Origin of the sequence: Pseudomonas sp. K5002, from assembly GCF_013386655.1 — a bacterium.
In the GTDB taxonomy this organism is placed as follows: domain Bacteria; phylum Pseudomonadota; class Gammaproteobacteria; order Pseudomonadales; family Pseudomonadaceae; genus Aquipseudomonas.
This window is the reverse complement of sequence record NZ_JACARK010000525.1, coordinates 1-18,308: the sequence shown is the minus strand read 5'-3', so window position 1 is coordinate 18,308 and position 18,308 is coordinate 1. Positions and strand designations below refer to the sequence as shown.

The 18,308-nt window shown below is 60.7% G+C and carries 12 protein-coding genes; 8 read left to right on the top strand and 4 right to left on the bottom strand.

The window, feature by feature from the left end; genetic code table 11:
- The 4 genes from ftsY to rpoH form a co-directional block, all read left to right on the top strand.
- The coding region (gene ftsY / locus HX846_RS22455; RefSeq protein WP_178966113.1) for a signal recognition particle-docking protein FtsY at nt 1-1,047 on the top strand (1,047 nt) is incomplete at its 5' end.
- The gene (gene ftsE / locus HX846_RS22450; RefSeq protein ID WP_003213784.1) at nt 1,044-1,715 is read left to right on the top strand and encodes a cell division ATP-binding protein FtsE; all 672 of its coding nucleotides are present in this window, start codon (nt 1,044-1,046) and stop codon (nt 1,713-1,715) included. The genes ftsY and ftsE, both read left to right, overlap by 4 nt.
- Nucleotides 1,712-2,734 carry a permease-like cell division protein FtsX gene (ftsX, locus tag HX846_RS22445; protein WP_003213783.1) on the top strand — a complete coding sequence of 341 codons (1,023 nt, stop codon included), beginning with the start codon at nt 1,712-1,714 and terminating at the stop codon, nt 2,732-2,734. Before ftsE ends, ftsX begins: the two co-directional genes overlap by 4 nt.
- 129 nt (nt 2,735-2,863) lie before the next feature.
- Entirely contained in the window at nt 2,864-3,718 is an 855-nt protein-coding gene (gene rpoH, locus HX846_RS22440) for an RNA polymerase sigma factor RpoH (RefSeq protein WP_003176698.1), read from the top strand.
- Nucleotides 3,719-3,868: 150 nt separating this feature from the next.
- Here the strand turns inward: rpoH and ccoG are convergent, their stop codons facing one another.
- Complete coding sequence (gene ccoG / locus HX846_RS22435) at nt 3,869-5,284, bottom strand: cytochrome c oxidase accessory protein CcoG (RefSeq protein ID WP_023658783.1); 1,416 nt, start codon at nt 5,282-5,284, stop codon at nt 3,869-3,871.
- Nucleotides 5,285-5,468: 184 nt separating this feature from the next.
- Nucleotides 5,469-5,708, bottom strand: a complete 240-nt coding sequence (locus HX846_RS22430; protein ID WP_003207514.1) for a DUF3203 family protein — start codon at nt 5,706-5,708, stop codon at nt 5,469-5,471.
- 120 nt (nt 5,709-5,828) lie between these two features.
- Between HX846_RS22430 and HX846_RS22425 the strand changes: the two genes are divergently transcribed.
- The gene (locus HX846_RS22425) at nt 5,829-6,323 is read left to right on the top strand and encodes an MgtC/SapB family protein (RefSeq protein ID WP_087692384.1); all 495 of its coding nucleotides are present in this window, start codon (nt 5,829-5,831) and stop codon (nt 6,321-6,323) included.
- A gap of 86 nt (nt 6,324-6,409) precedes the next feature.
- Here the strand turns inward: HX846_RS22425 and HX846_RS22420 are convergent, their stop codons facing one another.
- Nucleotides 6,410-7,246, bottom strand: coding sequence for a hypothetical protein (locus HX846_RS22420; RefSeq protein ID WP_178966112.1), 837 nt, complete (start codon nt 7,244-7,246; stop codon nt 6,410-6,412).
- Nucleotides 7,247-7,805: 559 nt separating this feature from the next.
- On the opposite strand from HX846_RS22420, the gene HX846_RS22415 reads away from it, so the two are divergent.
- The 3 genes from HX846_RS22415 to glgB all read left to right on the top strand — a co-directional run bounded on the left by HX846_RS22415 (nt 7,806) and on the right by glgB (nt 15,522).
- The gene (locus tag HX846_RS22415) at nt 7,806-9,803 is read left to right on the top strand and encodes an alpha-1,4-glucan--maltose-1-phosphate maltosyltransferase (RefSeq protein ID WP_102368885.1); all 1,998 of its coding nucleotides are present in this window, start codon (nt 7,806-7,808) and stop codon (nt 9,801-9,803) included.
- A 140-nt stretch (nt 9,804-9,943) separates the two neighbouring features.
- Nucleotides 9,944-13,291 (top strand): maltose alpha-D-glucosyltransferase, encoded by a 3,348-nt coding sequence (gene treS, locus HX846_RS22410; protein WP_177081483.1) that lies wholly within the window; start codon nt 9,944-9,946, stop codon nt 13,289-13,291.
- Nucleotides 13,288-15,522, top strand: a complete 2,235-nt coding sequence (glgB, locus tag HX846_RS22405) for a 1,4-alpha-glucan branching protein GlgB (RefSeq protein ID WP_003207521.1) — start codon at nt 13,288-13,290, stop codon at nt 15,520-15,522. Before treS ends, glgB begins: the two co-directional genes overlap by 4 nt.
- 129 nt (nt 15,523-15,651) lie before the next feature.
- Here glgB and HX846_RS22400 read toward each other — a convergent pair whose 3' ends face one another.
- Nucleotides 15,652-18,237 carry an autotransporter outer membrane beta-barrel domain-containing protein gene (locus HX846_RS22400; RefSeq protein WP_178966111.1) on the bottom strand — a complete coding sequence of 862 codons (2,586 nt, stop codon included), beginning with the start codon at nt 18,235-18,237 and terminating at the stop codon, nt 15,652-15,654.
- Nucleotides 18,238-18,308: the final 71 nt, after the last annotated feature.

Below are 18,308 nucleotides of genomic sequence, written 5' to 3'. Positions count from 1 at the left end.
GTCCAGGCGCCGCCAGTGGTTGAGGTGCCTGCACCGATGGTTGCCGAACCTGTTCCGGTCGCCGTCGCCGCGCCAGCAGTCATCGAAGAGCCTGCTGTTCCTGCCGAAACCGGCAAGACCGGTTTCTTCGCCCGCCTCAAGCAAGGCCTGAGCAAGACCAGCGCCAGCATCGGCGAAGGCATGGCCAGCCTGTTCCTCGGCAAAAAGACCATCGATGACGAGCTGCTGGAGGACATCGAAACCCGCCTGCTGACCGCCGACGTGGGCGTCGAAGCCACCGCCGTGATCATCCAGAGCCTGACCCAGAAGGTCGCGCGCAAGCAGCTGACCGACGCCGATGCGCTCTACAAGTCGCTGCAGGCCGAGCTGGCCAACATGCTCAAGCCGGTGGAAGCGCCGCTGATCATCGATACGCAGAAAAAGCCGTTTGTGATCCTGGTGGTTGGCGTCAACGGCGCCGGCAAGACCACCACCATCGGCAAGCTGGCGAAGAAGCTGCAACTGGAAGGCAAGAAAGTCATGCTCGCCGCCGGTGACACCTTCCGTGCCGCCGCCGTGGAGCAATTGCAGGTCTGGGGCGAGCGCAACAAGATCCCGGTCATCGCCCAGCACACCGGCGCCGATTCGGCTTCGGTGATCTTCGATGCGGTGCAGGCCGCCAAAGCGCGCAACATTGATGTGCTGATCGCCGATACCGCCGGTCGCCTGCACACCAAAGACAACCTGATGGAAGAGCTGAAGAAAGTTCGCCGCGTGATCGGCAAGCTCGACGCCGACGCGCCCCACGAGGTGTTGCTGGTGCTGGACGCCGGTACCGGCCAGAACGCCATCAGCCAGGCCAAACAATTCCACCAGACGGTCCAGCTGACCGGCCTGGCATTGACTAAGCTCGACGGCACGGCCAAGGGCGGTGTGATCTTCGCCCTGGCGAAGCAGTTCGGGTTGCCGATTCGTTACATCGGCGTCGGTGAAGGCATCGACGACCTGCGCACTTTTGAAGCCGAACCCTTTGTACAGGCACTGTTTGCCGAGCGGGAGCGTTCATGATTCGTTTCGAACAGGTCGGTAAACGCTACGCCAACGGGCATGTCGGCTTGCATGAGCTGAGTTTCCGGGTGCGTCGCGGCGAATTCTTGTTTGTGACCGGCCATTCGGGTGCCGGTAAAAGTACCTTGTTGCGCCTGCTGCTGGCCATGGAGCGCCCAACCACCGGCAAACTGCTGCTGGCGGGCCAGGACCTGGCAACCATCAGCAACGCACAGATTCCATTTCTGCGCCGGCAGATCGGCGTGGTGTTCCAAAATCACCAGTTGCTGTTCGATCGCACGGTGTTCAACAACATCGCCTTGCCGTTGCAGATTCTCGGTCTGTCCAAGGCCGAAATCGTCAAGCGCGTGGATTCGGCCCTGGAGCGCGTGGCGCTGTCGGACAAGACCGACCTGTACCCAGGCGACCTGTCCACCGGCCAGCAACAGCGCGTCGGCATCGCCCGCGCCATCGTCCATCGCCCGGCCTTGCTGCTGGCGGACGAACCCACCGGTAACCTCGACCCGCGCCTGGCCGCAGAAATCATGGGCGTGTTCGAAGACATCAACCGCCTGGGCACCAGCGTGCTGATCGCCAGTCACGACCTGGCGCTGATCGCCCGCATGCGCCACCGCATGCTGACCCTGCAACGCGGCCGCCTGATCGGTGACGGGGAGGCTGGGGTATGAGTGCAACACGCAGCCCGAAGGTTTCCGAGCGCGTCGCGCCAAAGGCGGCCGACCCGCAGCCACAGAAGAAAAAACGCGACGAAGACGATGGCCCGGATTTCGGCACCCTGGTGCATGCCTGGATCGAAAGCCACCGTGCCAGCCTGGTAGACAGCCTGCGCCGCCTCGGCAAGCAGCCGATCGGCAGCTTTTTTACCTGCCTGGTCATGGCCGTGGCCTTGAGCCTGCCCATGGGCTTGTCATTGCTGCTGAACAATGTCGAGCGCCTTGGCGGTTCGTGGCAGCGGGCGGCGCAGATTTCCCTGTACCTGAACCTGGATGCCAGCGCCCAGGACGGTGAGTCCCTGCGCGACCAGATCAAGGGCATTCCGGGTGTGGCCGAGGCTGAGTACATCAGCCGCGATCAAGCCCTGGAAGAGTTCCAGCAACAGTCCGGCCTGGGCGAGGCGCTCAAGGAGTTGCCGCAAAACCCGCTGCCGGGCGTGGTGCTGGTCACCCCGAACGAGGTCGACAAGACCACCCTGGAAGCCCTGCGACAAAAACTCGCAGAGCTGCCGAAGGTCCAACAGGCACAACTTGATCTAGTCTGGGTAGAGCGGTTGGCCGCGATTCTCAAGCTGGGCGACCGGTTTGTGTTCGGCCTGACGGTGTTGCTGGTGTCTGCATTACTTTTGGTGATAGGCAATACCATTCGTCTTCATATTGAAAACCGCCGCACCGAGATAGAAGTGATTAAACTCGTCGGCGGCACGGACAGCTATGTGCGTCGGCCTTTTCTGTACATGGGCGCGCTGTATGGCTTCGGTGCGGGAATTTTGTCCTGGGGCGTACTGGCTTTTGGCCTGAACTGGCTGAACGATGCGGTGGTGGGGCTTGCCGGTTTGTACGGCAGCGATTTTGCCCTGGCCGGCGTGCCGGCAGCCGATGGTCTGTCATTGTTGCTTGGGGCAGTGCTCTTGGGGTATATCGGTGCTTGGATTGCGGTCGCACGGCATTTACGTGAGCTGGCACCGAAGTAGTTAATGTCAGGGTAATGTGGTTTCGTTTGTATTGACCGTATCAGTGGTTTAGGGAACTTGTCCTACGGTTCCCGGTCAATTTTCGCAGTGCTGAACTGCACGAGTTATGTGAGTCGGAGGTTTTTTCGTATGACCACTTCTTTGCAACCTGCTTATGCTCTGGTCCCGGGTGCGAACCTGGAGGCCTATGTGCACACGGTCAACAGCATTCCATTGCTGACGCCCGAGCAGGAGCGTGAACTGGCCGAGAGTCTCTACTATGAGCAGGATTTGGGGGCGGCTCGGCAGATGGTGCTCGCCCACCTGCGTTTTGTCGTACATATCGCCCGTAGCTATAGCGGCTACGGCCTGGCCCAGGCTGACCTGATTCAGGAAGGCAACGTTGGCCTGATGAAAGCCGTGAAGCGCTTCAACCCGGAAATGGGTGTGCGCCTGGTGTCGTTTGCTGTGCACTGGATCAAGGCGGAAATTCACGAATTCATCCTGCGCAACTGGCGCATCGTGAAAGTCGCGACCACCAAGGCCCAGCGCAAACTGTTCTTCAACCTGCGCAGCCAGAAGAAACGCCTGGCGTGGCTGAACAACGAAGAAGTGCATCGCGTGGCCGAAAGCCTCGGCGTAGAGCCACGTGAAGTGCGCGAGATGGAAAGTCGCCTGACCGGCCATGACATGGCCTTCGACCCGGCCGCCGAAGCGGACGACGACAGTGCCTTCCAATCGCCGGCCAACTACCTGGAAGACCACCGGTACGACCCGGCGCGTCAGCTGGAAGATGCCGACTGGAGCGACAACTCCAATCACAACCTGCACGAAGCGCTGGAAGTGCTGGACGACCGCAGCCGTGACATTCTCTACCAGCGCTGGCTGGCAGAAGAAAAAGCCACGCTGCACGACCTGGCGCAGAAGTACAACGTGTCGGCCGAGCGGATTCGTCAGCTCGAGAAGAGTGCGATGAACAAGCTGAAACTGTCGATCGCCGCCTGACACAGGTAGCTAGGACAACGCGATCGAAATGTGGGAGCGGGCTTGCTCGCGAAGGCGGTGGATCAGTCACCTAAGGTATTGACTGGCACACCGCTTTCGCGAGCAAGCCCGCTCCCACATTTGATCTCCAGTGTTGCTGAAAGCTTGGGCTCAGCGATTCAATGGCGCCACAAACCGGCTGTCCGCCGCGCTGTAAATCCACGGCTCATCCACATCCGAGACCTTGAAGCGGATCGTCTGCGAACTGCTGGCTGGCTTCTCTGCGGTCATCGCCACCGACACCGGCACATCGGTAATCTCACCTGGTGCCAGGCTGATCTCGGTCTTGCCCTGCAGCTGGAAGCCGTCGCCGTCCATCAGCTCCAGGCGGTAATCCTGGCGCTGCTGGGTCTTGTTGATGACCTTGAGGCTGTAGATGTTCTCGATCAAGCCGTCACTGTTCTCGCGAAACATCCCCCGGTCCTTGGTCACGTCCAGCGACACCATCGGGCGTTCTACCAGCGCCACCACCAGCGCGCCGATCATCACCAGCAGCACGGCACTGTAGCCGATCAGGCGTGGCCTGAGCAGATGGGTCTTGCCACCTTGCAACTGATGCTCCGAGGTGTAGCTGACCAGGCCGCGGGCATAGCCCATTTTATCCATGATCGAATCACAGGCATCGATACACGCGGCGCAGCCGATGCATTCCATTTGCAGGCCGTCACGGATGTCGATGCCGGTGGGGCATACCTGCACGCACAGCTGGCAGTCGATGCAATCACCCAGGCCGACGTCCGCCGGTTGCACGTCTCGTTTGCGCGGGCCACGGTTCTCGCCGCGGGCTACGTCGTAGGAAATGGTCAGGGTGTCCTTGTCGAACATCACACTCTGGAACCGTGCATACGGGCACATGTGCATGCACACCGCTTCACGCAGCCAGCCGGCGTTGATGTAGGTGGCGCCGGTGAAGAACAGCACCCAGAACAGGCTTACGCCGCCCATTTGCCAGGTCAGCAGCTCCTCGGCCAGCGGCCGGATCGGCGTGAAGTAGCCGACAAATGTCAGCCCGGTCAGCACGCTGATCCCCAGCCACAGCGTGTGCTTGGCCGAGCGCCGCGCCAGCTTGTCCAGGCTCCAGGGCGCAGCTTGCAGCTTGATGCGTTGGTTTCGCTCGCCTTCAGTGACCTTTTCGCACCACATGAACAACCAGGTAAACGAGCTTTGCGGGCAGGTATAGCCACACCACACACGCCCTGCGAATACGGTGATGGCGAACAGGCCGAACGCGCAGATGATCAACAGCGCCGACAGCAGGATGAAATCCTGGGGCCAGAACGTGGCACCGAAGATGTGGAATTTGCTTTCAGCCAGGTCCCATAACACCGCCTGCCGTCCGCCCCAGTTCAGCCACACGGTGCCGAAAAATGCCAGGAACAGAAAGCCTGCGCCTGCCACGCGCAAGGTACGGAACAGGCCGGTAAAACTGCGGGTGTGAATCAGGTTGTCGCTGGATTTGGCCTTCATCTTCTTTGGATGTGCAGGCTCAAACACTTCTACGGTTCGGACGGGGATTCTATCGCTCATGGTCTTTCGCTCATCAGCCTCCATCAGGCAGATGAACTATGACCGGCGCTCTGTTTGCATAACAGACTCAGGTATGGCGATAAAAAGCGGATCAGATGGGCCGCCCGTGCATGCCTGCGACAATGTGCTGCACCCGGTGGTGCGCGGGGTGCAGCGCTTTTGAGGCGGGGCTGATCCAGGTCAATCAAATCACCGAATCACCGTCGGTAGCTTTCAAGTGCTTACGGCCGTCTTTGGCACCCGCTACGGTCAATGCGTCGGCTTCGGCTTCGGTGATATAGGTGCGGTCACCGTTCAGCTTCACGAACGACATGGATTTTTCGCTGTCGGTTTCGACCGTGACATGGGTGGCTTCCAGTTGTTTCTCGTGGCCGTCCACATCGACGGTGAAGAAACATTGCTGACCTTCGATACGTACGGGCATATCGATCTCCTTTTTGTGGGCTATTACTGATTAGGGTGGGATGCGCAGGCAATGGTTCTGCGCAACTGACTGACGGTCGATGCTGTCCATGTTCTATCGACCCCCAACAAGGAAACGTCCATGGACGCCTGGTGGCATGAAGTCTGGGTAACCCTGCAAGCGGAATTTGCCGATATCGGCGATGCCCGGCAACTCACGCAAATCACCGTTCGGCTGCTGATTGCCGCGATATTGGGCGGGATCCTGGGTTACGAGCGCGAACAGAAAGGCAAGGCCGCCGGGGTACGCACCCACATGCTCGTGGCCCTGGGCGCCGCGCTGTTCGTGTTGGTGCCGAGCATGTCCGGCTCCCAGGCAGACGCCATGAGCCGTGTGCTGCAGGGCGTGATAGCGGGTATCGGCTTTCTTGGTGCTGGCACCATCCTCAAGGGCAAGGAAGACGAAGAGGGTCAGCACGTCAAAGGGTTGACCACCGCCGCCGGCTTGTGGATGACCGCCGCCATTGGGGTGGCGGCGGGAATGGGGCGGGAATCCACGGCGGTACTCAGCACGTTGTTGGCTTTGGCGGTGTTCAGTGTGATGCCAAGAATCGTCAGGCTATTGGAAAAGAATTAGTCGCCGTATTTTTCATCAGGTCGCGCGTGAATGGGCTGACAGCGTGATATCGAGGCGTGTGCAACTTCACGCTCCTGCTGGACTGATCACTGTACCGGAATGGTGATTTGATCTTCTTTGTGATACGCGAATATGCGTTGGTCTTGAGCGAGCAAGTCAACACGAACCACCGGAAGCAGGCGCTGCGTATAGCCGTAATACTCGCGCTGAAGTTTCTTGGCCGCATCTCTTCCTGGCAAGTTGGCAGCGTTATAGAAGAAAGCCTGGAAGGGGACTTTATCAATCTCGGACACTGTCCAGGCTGAGGTGACGACTTCATTCCAATCTTCAATATAGTTTGCCGGCATCAGTTTTCTGACAGTGATGCTTAGAGAAAACTGCTGCACCGATCCACGAAACGCACACATAAAAAAATAAGCCGGTTTGACTTTGTTGAAGTGGGCCAGCCAGGTGTGGCCATCCACCACGCCTTGGTCATCGCAGTGCCGGCTCCATTCACGCTGGTAGCCTGGCAGCTCCCTGGAAGTTTCGCCGCATCCATCCGGGCGGTCACCTGTCGCACCATTGGTGGGAAAAGAGCAGCGCACGCTGATTGGGCCCGCTGCGGTGGAGGGCAATGCCGACATTATTACGCCAGCGTCCCGTGCAAACAGCTTCCTGATATCCAGGTCGGCTCGCAGGTAAGAGAATGCGGCGGCATTGCGCTCAAGCTCGCCGGGCGATGCTATGAGGCTGTCAGTGACGCGAATAAGCACCCCATTGCAGTGATACAGGGCCAGGCCATCGGCACACTGAGCAGCGGTGTCCTGGTAGCGGTTGTTTAATTTGCTTGCGATTTCCGTATCGAACGGGCCGGAGGGTTCGGTGGTGCAGGCGGTCAAGGTGCAAAGGAAAAGCAGCAGGTAGGCGGCTGTTCTTTTCATGAGGTATCTCCGAGAGGTTTTATTGTTCTGTTGTTCGCGCGTCGCGCACTTTGATCATGGGCGGCGTTCGTCTCGGCTGATACTGTCGGTTTTGACAGTTCTTTATAATTTTTTGTGAATGAAGTTGCAGCTTATAGATTCAAGTAAACGCGGAAGCCTGAAGCTTCCGCTTTTTACTTCCTGTGATCGGTCTCTTCAGACAATCACCGGAGGCATGGTCGTCGGTGGTTCCTCCACCGGTGGTGGCTGTGTGCCTGGCGGTTCCTGCTCGGGAACCGGGTCGGGTTCGGTCGGCGGTAATGTGGGCTTATCTATATTGGGATCAGGCGTTTCAGCCGGAATAGGGATATTCATCGGTGTGGCCTCCTTTGTGCTTTGCTCTATCGGTGGACAATCGCGTGGTGGATTTGATTCCCCGCCCGATGGCGGGATATCCGCCTGAACTTTTCACTCGTCGGCATGCTCGGAACCTAGACGGCCCTGCTCAGGGAGAGTGGCGTCGTTTCAGAATTTGAATCAAGCACAAGAGCGTCCACTGGGCGTTAAGGGGAGATGCTCGATGACTGCTGAAACACTGACTCAAGACGATTCAACCTCCACATTACCGCTGTCCCAGGCACTGTTGCTGCCAAGGATCGCGATTGAAAGCACGACCCCGGTGATCGATGGCGGCGAGTTCGCCGTCAAGGCTGTGGTTGGCCAGCGCGTGCAGGTTGCCAGCAAGGTGTTCGCTGATGGCCACGACAAGCTTGCGGTGATGATCCGCTGGCGCCCGCGCAGTGAAGAAAGCTGGCACAGCGTGGTGATGACCGATGTCGGCAACAACGGCTGGGAAGGCGCATTCACCGTGACCGCCCAGGGCCCGCATGAGTATTGCATCGAAGCCTGGATCGACACGTTTGCCAGCTTTCGCTACGAACTGAGCAAGAAACACGAGGCCGGGGTGCCGGTCAGCCTGGAGTTGCAGGAAGGTCGCGGTCAGGTCTTGCAAGCCGCCGAGCGCAGTGACAATGAGCTGCGTGACCGCTTGATGTTGCTGCACCACGAACTCTCCGGTTTGCTGGAAACCGAGCAGGTCGCGTTGTTCCTGCACGAAGACAGTGCACACCTGATGACCCAGGCCGATCACCGCGCCTATTTGAGCATCAGCCCGGTGTACCCGATTGATGTAGAGCGCGAGGCTGCGCAATTTGCCAGCTGGTACGAGTTGTTTCCCCGCTCGATCACCGACGATCCCGCCCGCCATGGCACATTCAACGATGTGCACTCACGGCTGTCGATGATCCACGACATGGGCTTTGACGTGCTGTACTTCCCGCCGATCCATCCGATCGGTCGCAGCCACCGCAAGGGCAAGAACAATTCCCTGACCGCCGGGCCGGACGACCCGGGCAGCCCGTATGCCATCGGCAGCGAAGAGGGCGGCCACGAGGCGATCCATTCGCAGTTGGGCACCCGTGAGGATTTCCGCAACCTGGTCAAGGCCGCCGCCGACCATGGACTGGAAATCGCGCTGGATTTTGCTATCCAGTGCTCCCAGGACCACCCGTGGCTCAAACAGCATCCGGGCTGGTTCAACTGGCGGCCCGACGGCACGATCAAATACGCCGAGAACCCGCCGAAGAAATACCAGGACATCGTCAACGTCGACTTCTATGCGGCCGACGCGATTCCCAGCCTGTGGGTCGAGTTGCGCGACATCGTGGTCGGTTGGGTGGAAGAGGGCGTGAAGACCTTTCGCGTCGACAACCCCCACACCAAGCCGCTGCCGTTCTGGCAATGGCTGATCAGCGATGTGCGTTCTAAATACCCCGAAGTGATCTTCCTCGCCGAAGCCTTCACCACCCCGGCGATGATGGCGCGCCTGGGCAAGGTTGGTTACTCCCAGAGCTACACCTACTTCACCTGGCGCAACACCAAGGCCGAGTTGAGCGAGTACCTGAGCGAACTGAACGAGTCGCCGTGGCGCGAGTGCTTCCGGCCGAACTTCTTCGTCAACACCCCGGACATCAACCCCGGCTTCCTGCATGAATCCGGCCGCGCCGGCTTCTTGATCCGCGCCGCGTTGGCCACCATGGGCTCAGGCCTGTGGGGCATGTACTCGGGTTTTGAACTGTGCGAAGCGGCCCCGGTGCCGGGCAAGGAAGAGTACCTGGACTCGGAGAAGTACGAGATCCGCCCACGAGACTTCACGGCGCCGGGCAACATCATTGCCGAGATCGCCCAGCTCAACCGCATCCGCCGGCAGAACCCGGCCTTGCAGACGCACCTGGGGCTCAAACTCTACAACGCGTGGAACGACAACATCCTGTACTTCGGCAAACGCAGCGAGGATGGCAGCAACTTTATCCTGGTGGCCGTGAGTCTCGACCCGTTCAACGCCCAGGAGGCCAATTTCGAGTTGCCGCTGTGGGAGCTGGGCTTGCCGGACGATGCCCAGACCCAGGGCGAAGACCTGATGACCGGCCACCGCTGGACCTGGTACGGCAAGACCCAGTGGATGCGCATCGAACCGTGGCATCAGCCGTTTGGCATCTGGCGCATTACCGTAAGTTGAGATCGTTCCCACGCTCCGCGTGGGAATGCAGCCCCGGACGCTCTGCGTCCCCCAAGCGTGACGCGGAGCGTCGCAACAGGCATTCCCACGCAGAGCGTGGGAACGATCAGCGGCCCTCACGAATTTTCCAGGAGTTTCCAATGGCGAAGAAACCCAAGGCTGCCACCTTTATCAAAGATCCGCTCTGGTACAAGGACGCGGTGATTTATCAGGTTCACGTCAAATCCTATTTCGACTCCAACAACGACGGCATCGGTGATTTTCCCGGGCTGATCGCCAAGCTCGACTACATCGCCGACCTTGGTGTGAACACCATCTGGCTACTACCGTTCTACCCCTCGCCACGCCGTGACGATGGCTACGACATCGCCGAATACCGGGGCGTGCACAGCGACTACGGGACCATGGCCGATGCCAAGCGCTTTATCGCCGAAGCCCATAAACGCGGGCTGCGGGTGATCACCGAGCTGGTGATCAACCACACCTCCGACCAGCACCCCTGGTTCCAGCGCGCCCGCAAGGCCAAGCCCGGCTCGGCGGCGCGGGATTTCTACGTATGGTCCGATGACGACCAGAAATACGACGGCACCCGGATCATTTTCCTCGACACCGAAAAGTCCAACTGGACCTGGGACCCGGTCGCCGGCCAATACTTCTGGCACCGCTTTTACTCCCACCAGCCGGACCTCAACTTCGATAACCCGCAGGTCATGAAAGCCGTCCTGTCGGTGATGCGCTACTGGCTCGACATGGGCATCGACGGCCTGCGCCTGGACGCCATTCCGTACCTGATCGAGCGCGACGGCACCAACAACGAAAACCTCCCCGAAACCCACGACGTGCTCAAGCAGATCCGCGCCGAGATCGACGCCAACTACCCCGACCGCATGCTCCTGGCCGAAGCCAACCAATGGCCGGAAGACACCCAGCTTTACTTCGGGGACAAAAAGGGCGACGACGGCGATGAGTGCCACATGGCGTTCCACTTCCCGCTGATGCCGCGCATGTACATGGCGCTGGCCCAGGAAGACCGTTTCCCGATCACCGACATCCTGCGCCAGACCCCGGAGATCCCGGCCAATTGCCAATGGGCAATCTTCCTGCGCAACCACGATGAACTGACCCTGGAAATGGTCACCGACAAAGAGCGCGACTACCTCTGGAACTATTACGCTGCCGACCGCCGTGCACGTATCAACCTGGGGATTCGCCGCCGCCTGGCGCCGCTGATGGAACGCGACCGCCGACGCATCGAGCTGCTCAACAGCCTGCTGCTGTCGATGCCGGGCACGCCGACCCTGTACTACGGCGATGAGATCGGCATGGGCGACAACATCTACCTCGGTGACCGCGACGGCGTGCGTACGCCGATGCAATGGTCCATCGACCGCAACGGCGGCTTCTCCCGCGCCGACCCGGCCAGCCTGGTATTGCCGCCAATCATGGACCCGCAATACGGCTACCAGTCGGTCAACGTCGAAACCCAGACCCAGGACCCGCACTCCTTGCTGAACTGGACGCGGCGCATGCTCGCGGTGCGTAAACAGTCCAAGGCGTTCGGTCGCGGCAGCCTGAAAATGCTCTCGCCCAGCAACCGCCGCATCCTGGCGTATACCCGCGAATACGCAGGCGCCGATGGCAAGAATGAAATCATCCTGTGCGTGGCCAACGTGTCCCGCAGTGCCCAGGCCGCAGAACTGGACCTCTCGGCGTTTGCCGGCATGGTTCCGGTGGAGATGCTCGGTGGCAATGCCTTCCCACCGATTGGCCAGCTGAATTTCCTGCTGACCCTGGCGCCGTATGGCTTCTACTGGTTCGTGCTGGCGGCGGAAAACCAGATGCCAAGCTGGCACGTGGAACCGGCACAAAGCATCCCGGACTTCACCACCCTGGTGCTGAAGAAACGCATGGAAGAATTGCTCGAAGCACCGTGCCGCACCACCCTGGAACAGAATGCGTTGCCGGCGTGGCTGCCCAAGCGCCGCTGGTTTGCCAGCAAGGATACGGCGATCGACGGCGTGCACATCGCTTATGGCGTGCGCTTCGGCGACCCGCAGCATCCGGTGCTGCTCAGTGAAATCGAAGTCACCAGCGCCGGCCAGGTCAGCCGCTATCAGCTGCCGTTCGGCTTCCTTGGCGAAGACCAGTTCACCAGCGCCTTGCCGCAACAACTCGCGCTTGCGCGTGTACGGCGAGTGCGTCAGGTAGGTTTGGTGACCGATGCCTTCAGCCTCGACACTTATATCCGCGGCGTGATCCAAGGCCTGCAGGCCAAAACCGTCCTCGACTCCACCGATGGCGAGATTCGCTTCGAGCCCACGGCGCAGTTGGCCAAACTGGAATTGAACGACGAGTCGGAAGTGCGCTACCTCGCGGCGGAGCAGTCCAACAGTTCCGTGGTGGTGGGCGGCAGCCTGGTGCTCAAGCTGATCCGAAAAGTCAGCGCCGGGGTTCACCCCGAGCTGGAAATGGGCGCCTACCTGACCGAAGCCGGCTACGAGCATATCTCGCCGCTGCTGGGCTCGGTGATCCGCCACGACGCCGATGGCCAGGACAACCTGCTGATGATCGCCCAGGGTTACCTGAGCAACCAGGGCGACGCGTGGGGCTGGACCCAGAATAACCTGGAGCGAGCGATTCGCGACGAACTGGCCGAAGCCATGTCCGAGCAGGAACAGCACTACAACGCCCTCGGCGAGCTGGCGGATTTCGCCGGCTTGCTCGGCCAGCGCCTGGGCGAGATGCACCTGGTGCTAGCGGCGCCCACCACTAACAAGGCGTTCAAGCCCGAGGTCACAACCCTCAAGGACAGCCAGGGCTGGGCCAGGCACGTAGGCGCACAAATCGACCACGCCTTGCAGTTGCTCAAACAGCATCAAACCAAGTTGAACCCTGCCGATCAGGCGTTGGTCAGTGCTTTACTGGAGCAGAAAAAGGCCATCGCCAGTCACGTTCAGGACCTGGCGAAAGCCACGGTGGGCGGGTTGCGCATTCGCGTGCACGGCGACCTGCACCTGGGCCAGGTACTGGTGGTCAAGGGCGATGCCTACCTCATCGACTTCGAGGGCGAACCGGCGCGGCCGTTGCCTGAGCGTCGCGGCAAACACAGCCCGTACAAGGATGTGAGCGGGGTGCTGCGCTCGTTTGATTACGCGGCGGCCATGGCGGTGAATGTGCAGGGCGTCGACCAGTCGCCCGAGGCCAATGCGTCCCGGCAACGTGTGGCGGATCGCTACTTGCATGAGGCCAGGCAGGCATTTATCCAGGCCTATCACGCTGCCACGACTACACTGGCCCATGACTGGCAGGATGCCAAAGGCCAGGACGCAGCGCTGGCGTTGTTCAGCCTGGAGAAGGCCGCGTACGAAGTGGCCTACGAAGCAGAGAATCGCCCGAGCTGGTTGCCGGTGCCGTTGCAAGGTTTGCACGGGCTGCTCAGCGGGTTGAAACCAATATCGAAAACTGCACGCGGTGGGGAGACGTCATGAGTTTTACAAGCAAAGAACCGCTGCAGGAAAAGTTGAGTGTGATGCCCAAACCTGCTGATATCGAAGCCCTGGTGCGGGCCGAGCACCATGATCCATTCTCGATCCTGGGTCCCCATGACGACGAGCAGGGCGGCCAGTTCATTCGCGCCTTCCTGCCGGAAGCACTGAGTGTCCAGGTCCTGGCCCGCGACAGCGGCGAGCACATCGGCAGCCTCGATGCGACCCAGGTACCGGGCTTGTTTGTCGGGCATTTTGGCAGCCGTCAGGCGTACTTGCTGAAGATCCAGTGGGCCGGTGGCGAACAGATCACCGAAGACCCTTACAGCTTCCAGCAACTGCTGCTGGGGGAGATGGACCTGTACCTGTTTGCCGAAGGCAATCACCGCGACCTGAGCAGTTGCCTCGGGGCACAAGTGACCAGCGTCGACGGCGTCCAGGGCGTGCGTTTTGCGGTATGGGCACCGAATGCCCGCCGGGTCTCGGTGGTGGGCGACTTCAATATCTGGGACGGGCGCCGTCATCCGATGCGCCTGCGCCATCCGTCCGGTGTGTGGGAGATTTTCATCCCGCGCCTGCAACCCGGCGCGGCCTACAAGTATGAAATCCTCGGTGCCCACGGGATTCTGCCGCTCAAGGCCGACCCCATGGCCCTGGCCACGCAGTTGCCGCCGGATACTGCGTCCAAGGTCGCTTCGCCGCTGCAGGTCGACTGGCAGGACCACGACTGGATGCAATCGCGCAGCGAGCGACAAAAGCCCAGCGCACCCTTGTCGATCTACGAGTTGCATGCCGGTTCCTGGCAGTGCGAGCTGGATGAAGTCGGCGAGGTGTCCCGCCAGTACAGTTGGCGCGAGCTGACCGAGCGGTTGATCCCTTATGTACAGCAGTTGGGCTTCACCCATATCGAACTGATGCCGATCATGGAGCACCCGTTCGGCGGCTCATGGGGTTATCAGGCGCTGTCGCAATTTGCCCCGACGGCACGTTTCGGCTCGCCGGAGGATTTCGCGTTTTTCGTCAACGCCTGCCATCAGGCCGACATCGGCGTGATCCTGGATTGGGTGCCGGCGCATTTCCCCACCGACACCCACGGCCTGGCGCAATTCGACGGCACCGCGCTGTACGAATACGCCAACCCGCTGGAAGGCTTCCACCAGGATTGGGACACCCTGATCTACAACCTCGGCCGCACCGAAGTCCACGGCTTCATGCTGGCGTCGGCGTTGCACTGGCTCAAGCATTTCCATATCGATGGCCTGCGAGTGGATGCGGTGGCCTCGATGCTGTACCGCGACTATTCGCGCAAGGCCGGTGAATGGGTACCCAACCGCCACGGCGGGCGGGAAAACCTCGAGGCCATCGACTTCCTGCGCCACCTCAACGATGTCGTTGCCCTTGAGGCTCCCGGCGCGCTGGTGATCGCCGAGGAGTCCACCGCATGGCCGGGCGTAAGCCAGCCGACCCAACAGGGCGGCCTGGGCTTCAACTACAAGTGGAACATGGGCTGGATGCACGATTCGCTGCACTACATCCAGCAGGACCCGGTGTACCGTGCCCATCACCACAACGAGCTGAGTTTCGGCCTGGTGTATGCCTGGTCCGAGCGTTTTATCCTGCCGATTTCCCACGATGAAGTGGTGCACGGCAAACACTCGTTGATCGACAAGATGCCCGGCGACCGCTGGCAGAAATTTGCCAACCTGCGGGCGTACCTGAGCTTCATGTGGATGCACCCGGGCAAGAAGCTGCTGTTCATGGGCTGCGAGTTCGGCCAATGGCGCGAGTGGAACCACGATCAGCAACTGGACTGGTACCTGCTGCAATACCCCGAACACCGGGGCGTGCAGAAACTGGTGGGCGACCTCAACCGTCTGTACCGCGAAGAGCCGGCGCTGCATGACCAGGACGACGCACCACAGGGCTTCCAGTGGTTGATTGGGGATGACGCGATCAACAGCGTCTACGCCTGGTTGCGCTGGAGCAAGGATGGCAGGCCGGTGCTGGTGGTGGCCAACTTCACGCCGGTGCCGCGTGAGGCCTACAAGGTCGGCGTGCCGTTTGCCGGGCGCTGGAGCGAGGTGATCAACAGCGATGCCGACACCTATGCCGGTTCCAACTTCGGCAACGGTGGCGGGGCGTTTACGGAGGAGGAGCCCAGGCATGGGCAGCCGTTGTCGCTGTCGTTGAACCTGCCGCCATTGGGCGTGCTGATCCTGCGACCGGACGCCTGATTTCCAGCCGATGAAGACCCCATGTGGGAGCGGGCTTGCTCGCGAATGCGCAGTACCAGTGCCAGATTTTTTGGCTGACACACTGCATTCGCGAGCAAGCCCGCTCCCACAGTGGGGATGTGTTGTGGCTTAGAAGTCGACCCTTATGCCAATCGTGCCTTTTCGCCCATTCAGCTGATTACTGTCCAGATTGCTGTTGTACCCCACCTCGCCATACACACTGACCGTACTCGATACCTGCAGCGTTGCCCCGGTGCTGACGTCCAGCGTGGTGGACTGCTGTTCGGTGTTGATGTCCGTGCTGTTATTGAACGTGACGGTGTTATTCCCGGCGCTGGCGTGCCACACGTTGGTACGCACATAAGGCAGCAGGGGCATGCCGCTCACGCTGTAGCTGCCCTTGAGGCGGACACCGAGACGAGTGACGACGTTAGTGTCGGCGCGGAATGAGACATCCGAGATTCCGTCGTTCTGGCTGTCCACATAGCTTCTATCGACAATCACCTGGGCCTGCGGCTCAACCTCCCACTGTTCCGACACCGCAAACGGCATTCCCACCTCCACAGACCCCAGCACGTTGTGGCCCTTGGTTGGGAGTTTGACGCCCCGGTCGGATTCACTGTGGCCATCGAACCGCGTGCCCATCAGCACGACATCGATATAGGCGCGGTTGGCGCCGATGAGCGTCCAATACGCGCCCAGGCTGTCACCGCGCAGGGTGGTGTTGCCGGCGTCCTTGCCCTGAAAACCGCCATTGAAACCCGCCACATTGCCGGTCAGGCGGCTGTGGCCGACAAAGAAGCCGAAGCGTTGGGTCAGGCCAGCGTCGTTGGTCCAGGCATACAGGTCAGTGCCAACCTGGAAACCGGACAGGGAGCTGTCCAGCGACGGGCTGACGGTGCCGGCGAATGATTGCCGCGTGCTGCTGCCATACACCCGGCCCCAACCGGCCGCTAAAGCGCCAGGTTGACGTTGCAGGCTTTGATCGCCCGTGCGTTCGTGGTAGGTGCCCAGCATGCCCTGGACCATCTGCTGCACGGCGGGAAACAACACGGCATACACCGGGACTTCCGGGCGATAGATGGGTATGGGTTCTTCTCCCGGGAAAATCCCCGGGAGGTCCGGCGTGCCGTCGGCGGGGACGGGGGGGAGAATGCCCACTGGGTCGTCAGGATCCTCAGGGTTGGGCAGCGGCGGCGCCACCACCGAGGACCGCAGGAACCAGTTTTGCCCGGTGCCCGGCGTTACGCCTCCTTTGAACAGGTAGTACTCATAGGCGCCTGCGGAAACGGATCCACCGCGCAGGGTAAACGCCAGGTCGCTGCTCGTGGCACCGTTAAGCGCTTCAACCACCTGGATGCCGTTCTGCAGCGTCATGGCGCCGGGGCCGGCAAGGTTGGTGACGGTGATGGTAGTGCCGCCTTGCAGCGTGCCCTGGCTGACTACCAGCTTGTCACTGGCCGAGCCGTCGGCGCCGAGTACCGATTGCAGCGCCAGTTCGCCACCATTGCCGGTGTAGTTGCCGTTGACCGTCAGGCTGTCGGTGGCGCTGGAACTGCCGGTGGTCATGTCGATCAGGCCGCCGTTGTTCAGGTTGGCTGGTTGCCCGGCCGTGAAGGGGCTGATGCTGCCCTGTGTTACCTGCAGGGCGGCGCTGCCAAAAATATTCAGGGTACCGGTGGCCGTAGCGCTGTCACCGAGCTTGAAGTCGCCGCCCAGGGTCAGGCGCGAATTGTTGTCCAGGTTGACGGTTTCCCAGTTGACATAGCGGGTTGGCGTGGCGGATCGGGTGTTGTCGAAGGTCAGGGTGTCGTTACCCAAACCACCATCCAGAAGTGGTGTGGAGGCCAGGGTGGTTTCGGTCAGGTTGAGCAGGAAACCCCTGTCAGCGCCATCACCCATGAGGATTTCCTTATGGATCAGACCGCCGCCTTCCCAAGTGAACTCATCGTTGCCAAAGCTGGCGAGGATCTGCCCACTTATTTCCCCTCCGCTGACGTTGATGATGTCGTCGCCGCCGCTGACGCTGATGTTGCCACCAACCGTTCCTCCGGACACCAGGATGGTGTCGTTTCCGAAGCCAGTAACGAGGTTGCCGATGATCGCTCCACCCCGCAGGTCAAACAGGTTGTTGTCGAGCTTCATGTCGACCCGTCCGATGCTGCCACCGGTCATCAGCGCTACATCTCCATCTTCAAAGGCGCCGACAATCCTGCCGCTGCTCATGGTGAACTCGTCACGGCCGTCGCCCTGAGCCAGTGAGGCGACGGTGCCACCGCTCTGGAAGTACTGGTCTACCCCGTCACCCTGGGAGATTGCACCGGAGCTGCCGCCGCTGATTTGCGCAATATCACCGCCCGCGCCTTGCGTCACCGTGCCGGAGATATTGCCATTGAACAGCTGGAAAATATTTCTTCCGTCACCTTGGTTGATCGCGCCATTGATCGCACCGGAATCCATCGTGACCCGATCATCTCCCGCGCCATAAGTCACGTTGCCGACGATGATGCCGGTGCCGCCGACGGGGAACTCAAGGATGTTGCTTCCTTGTAAATCCGTCAGCGCGCCAGCACTGCCATCGCTGCACAGGGTGGTGTCGTTACCTGCGGTTATGATCAACGTACAGGCTGCCTGCGCGGGGAGAGGCCAATTGAGCAACAGCGTCGTCACGCTGCAGACGCTCAGATACGTCACTGATGAAAACCGCGTGCTCATGATTCGCCCTCCCTGCAAGCCGGTGTTCCAAGCTAGCCACACAGAAAGAGCGTTCGCTACTGTCAGAAGTT

Coding starts and splice junctions, on each gene's coding strand:
- ftsE (WP_003213784.1), top strand. CDS start 1,044: ATGATTCGTTTCGAACAGGTCGGTAAACGCTACGCCAACGGGCATGTC.
- ftsX (WP_003213783.1), top strand. CDS start 1,712: ATGAGTGCAACACGCAGCCCGAAGGTTTCCGAGCGCGTCGCGCCAAAG.
- rpoH (WP_003176698.1), top strand. CDS start 2,864: ATGACCACTTCTTTGCAACCTGCTTATGCTCTGGTCCCGGGTGCGAAC.
- ccoG (WP_023658783.1), bottom strand. CDS start 5,284: ATGAGCGATAGAATCCCCGTCCGAACCGTAGAAGTGTTTGAGCCTGCA.
- HX846_RS22430 (WP_003207514.1), bottom strand. CDS start 5,708: ATGCCCGTACGTATCGAAGGTCAGCAATGTTTCTTCACCGTCGATGTG.
- HX846_RS22425 (WP_087692384.1), top strand. CDS start 5,829: ATGGACGCCTGGTGGCATGAAGTCTGGGTAACCCTGCAAGCGGAATTT.
- HX846_RS22420 (WP_178966112.1), bottom strand. CDS start 7,246: ATGAAAAGAACAGCCGCCTACCTGCTGCTTTTCCTTTGCACCTTGACC.
- HX846_RS22415 (WP_102368885.1), top strand. CDS start 7,806: ATGACTGCTGAAACACTGACTCAAGACGATTCAACCTCCACATTACCG.
- treS (WP_177081483.1), top strand. CDS start 9,944: ATGGCGAAGAAACCCAAGGCTGCCACCTTTATCAAAGATCCGCTCTGG.
- glgB (WP_003207521.1), top strand. CDS start 13,288: ATGAGTTTTACAAGCAAAGAACCGCTGCAGGAAAAGTTGAGTGTGATG.
- HX846_RS22400 (WP_178966111.1), bottom strand. CDS start 18,237: ATGAGCACGCGGTTTTCATCAGTGACGTATCTGAGCGTCTGCAGCGTG.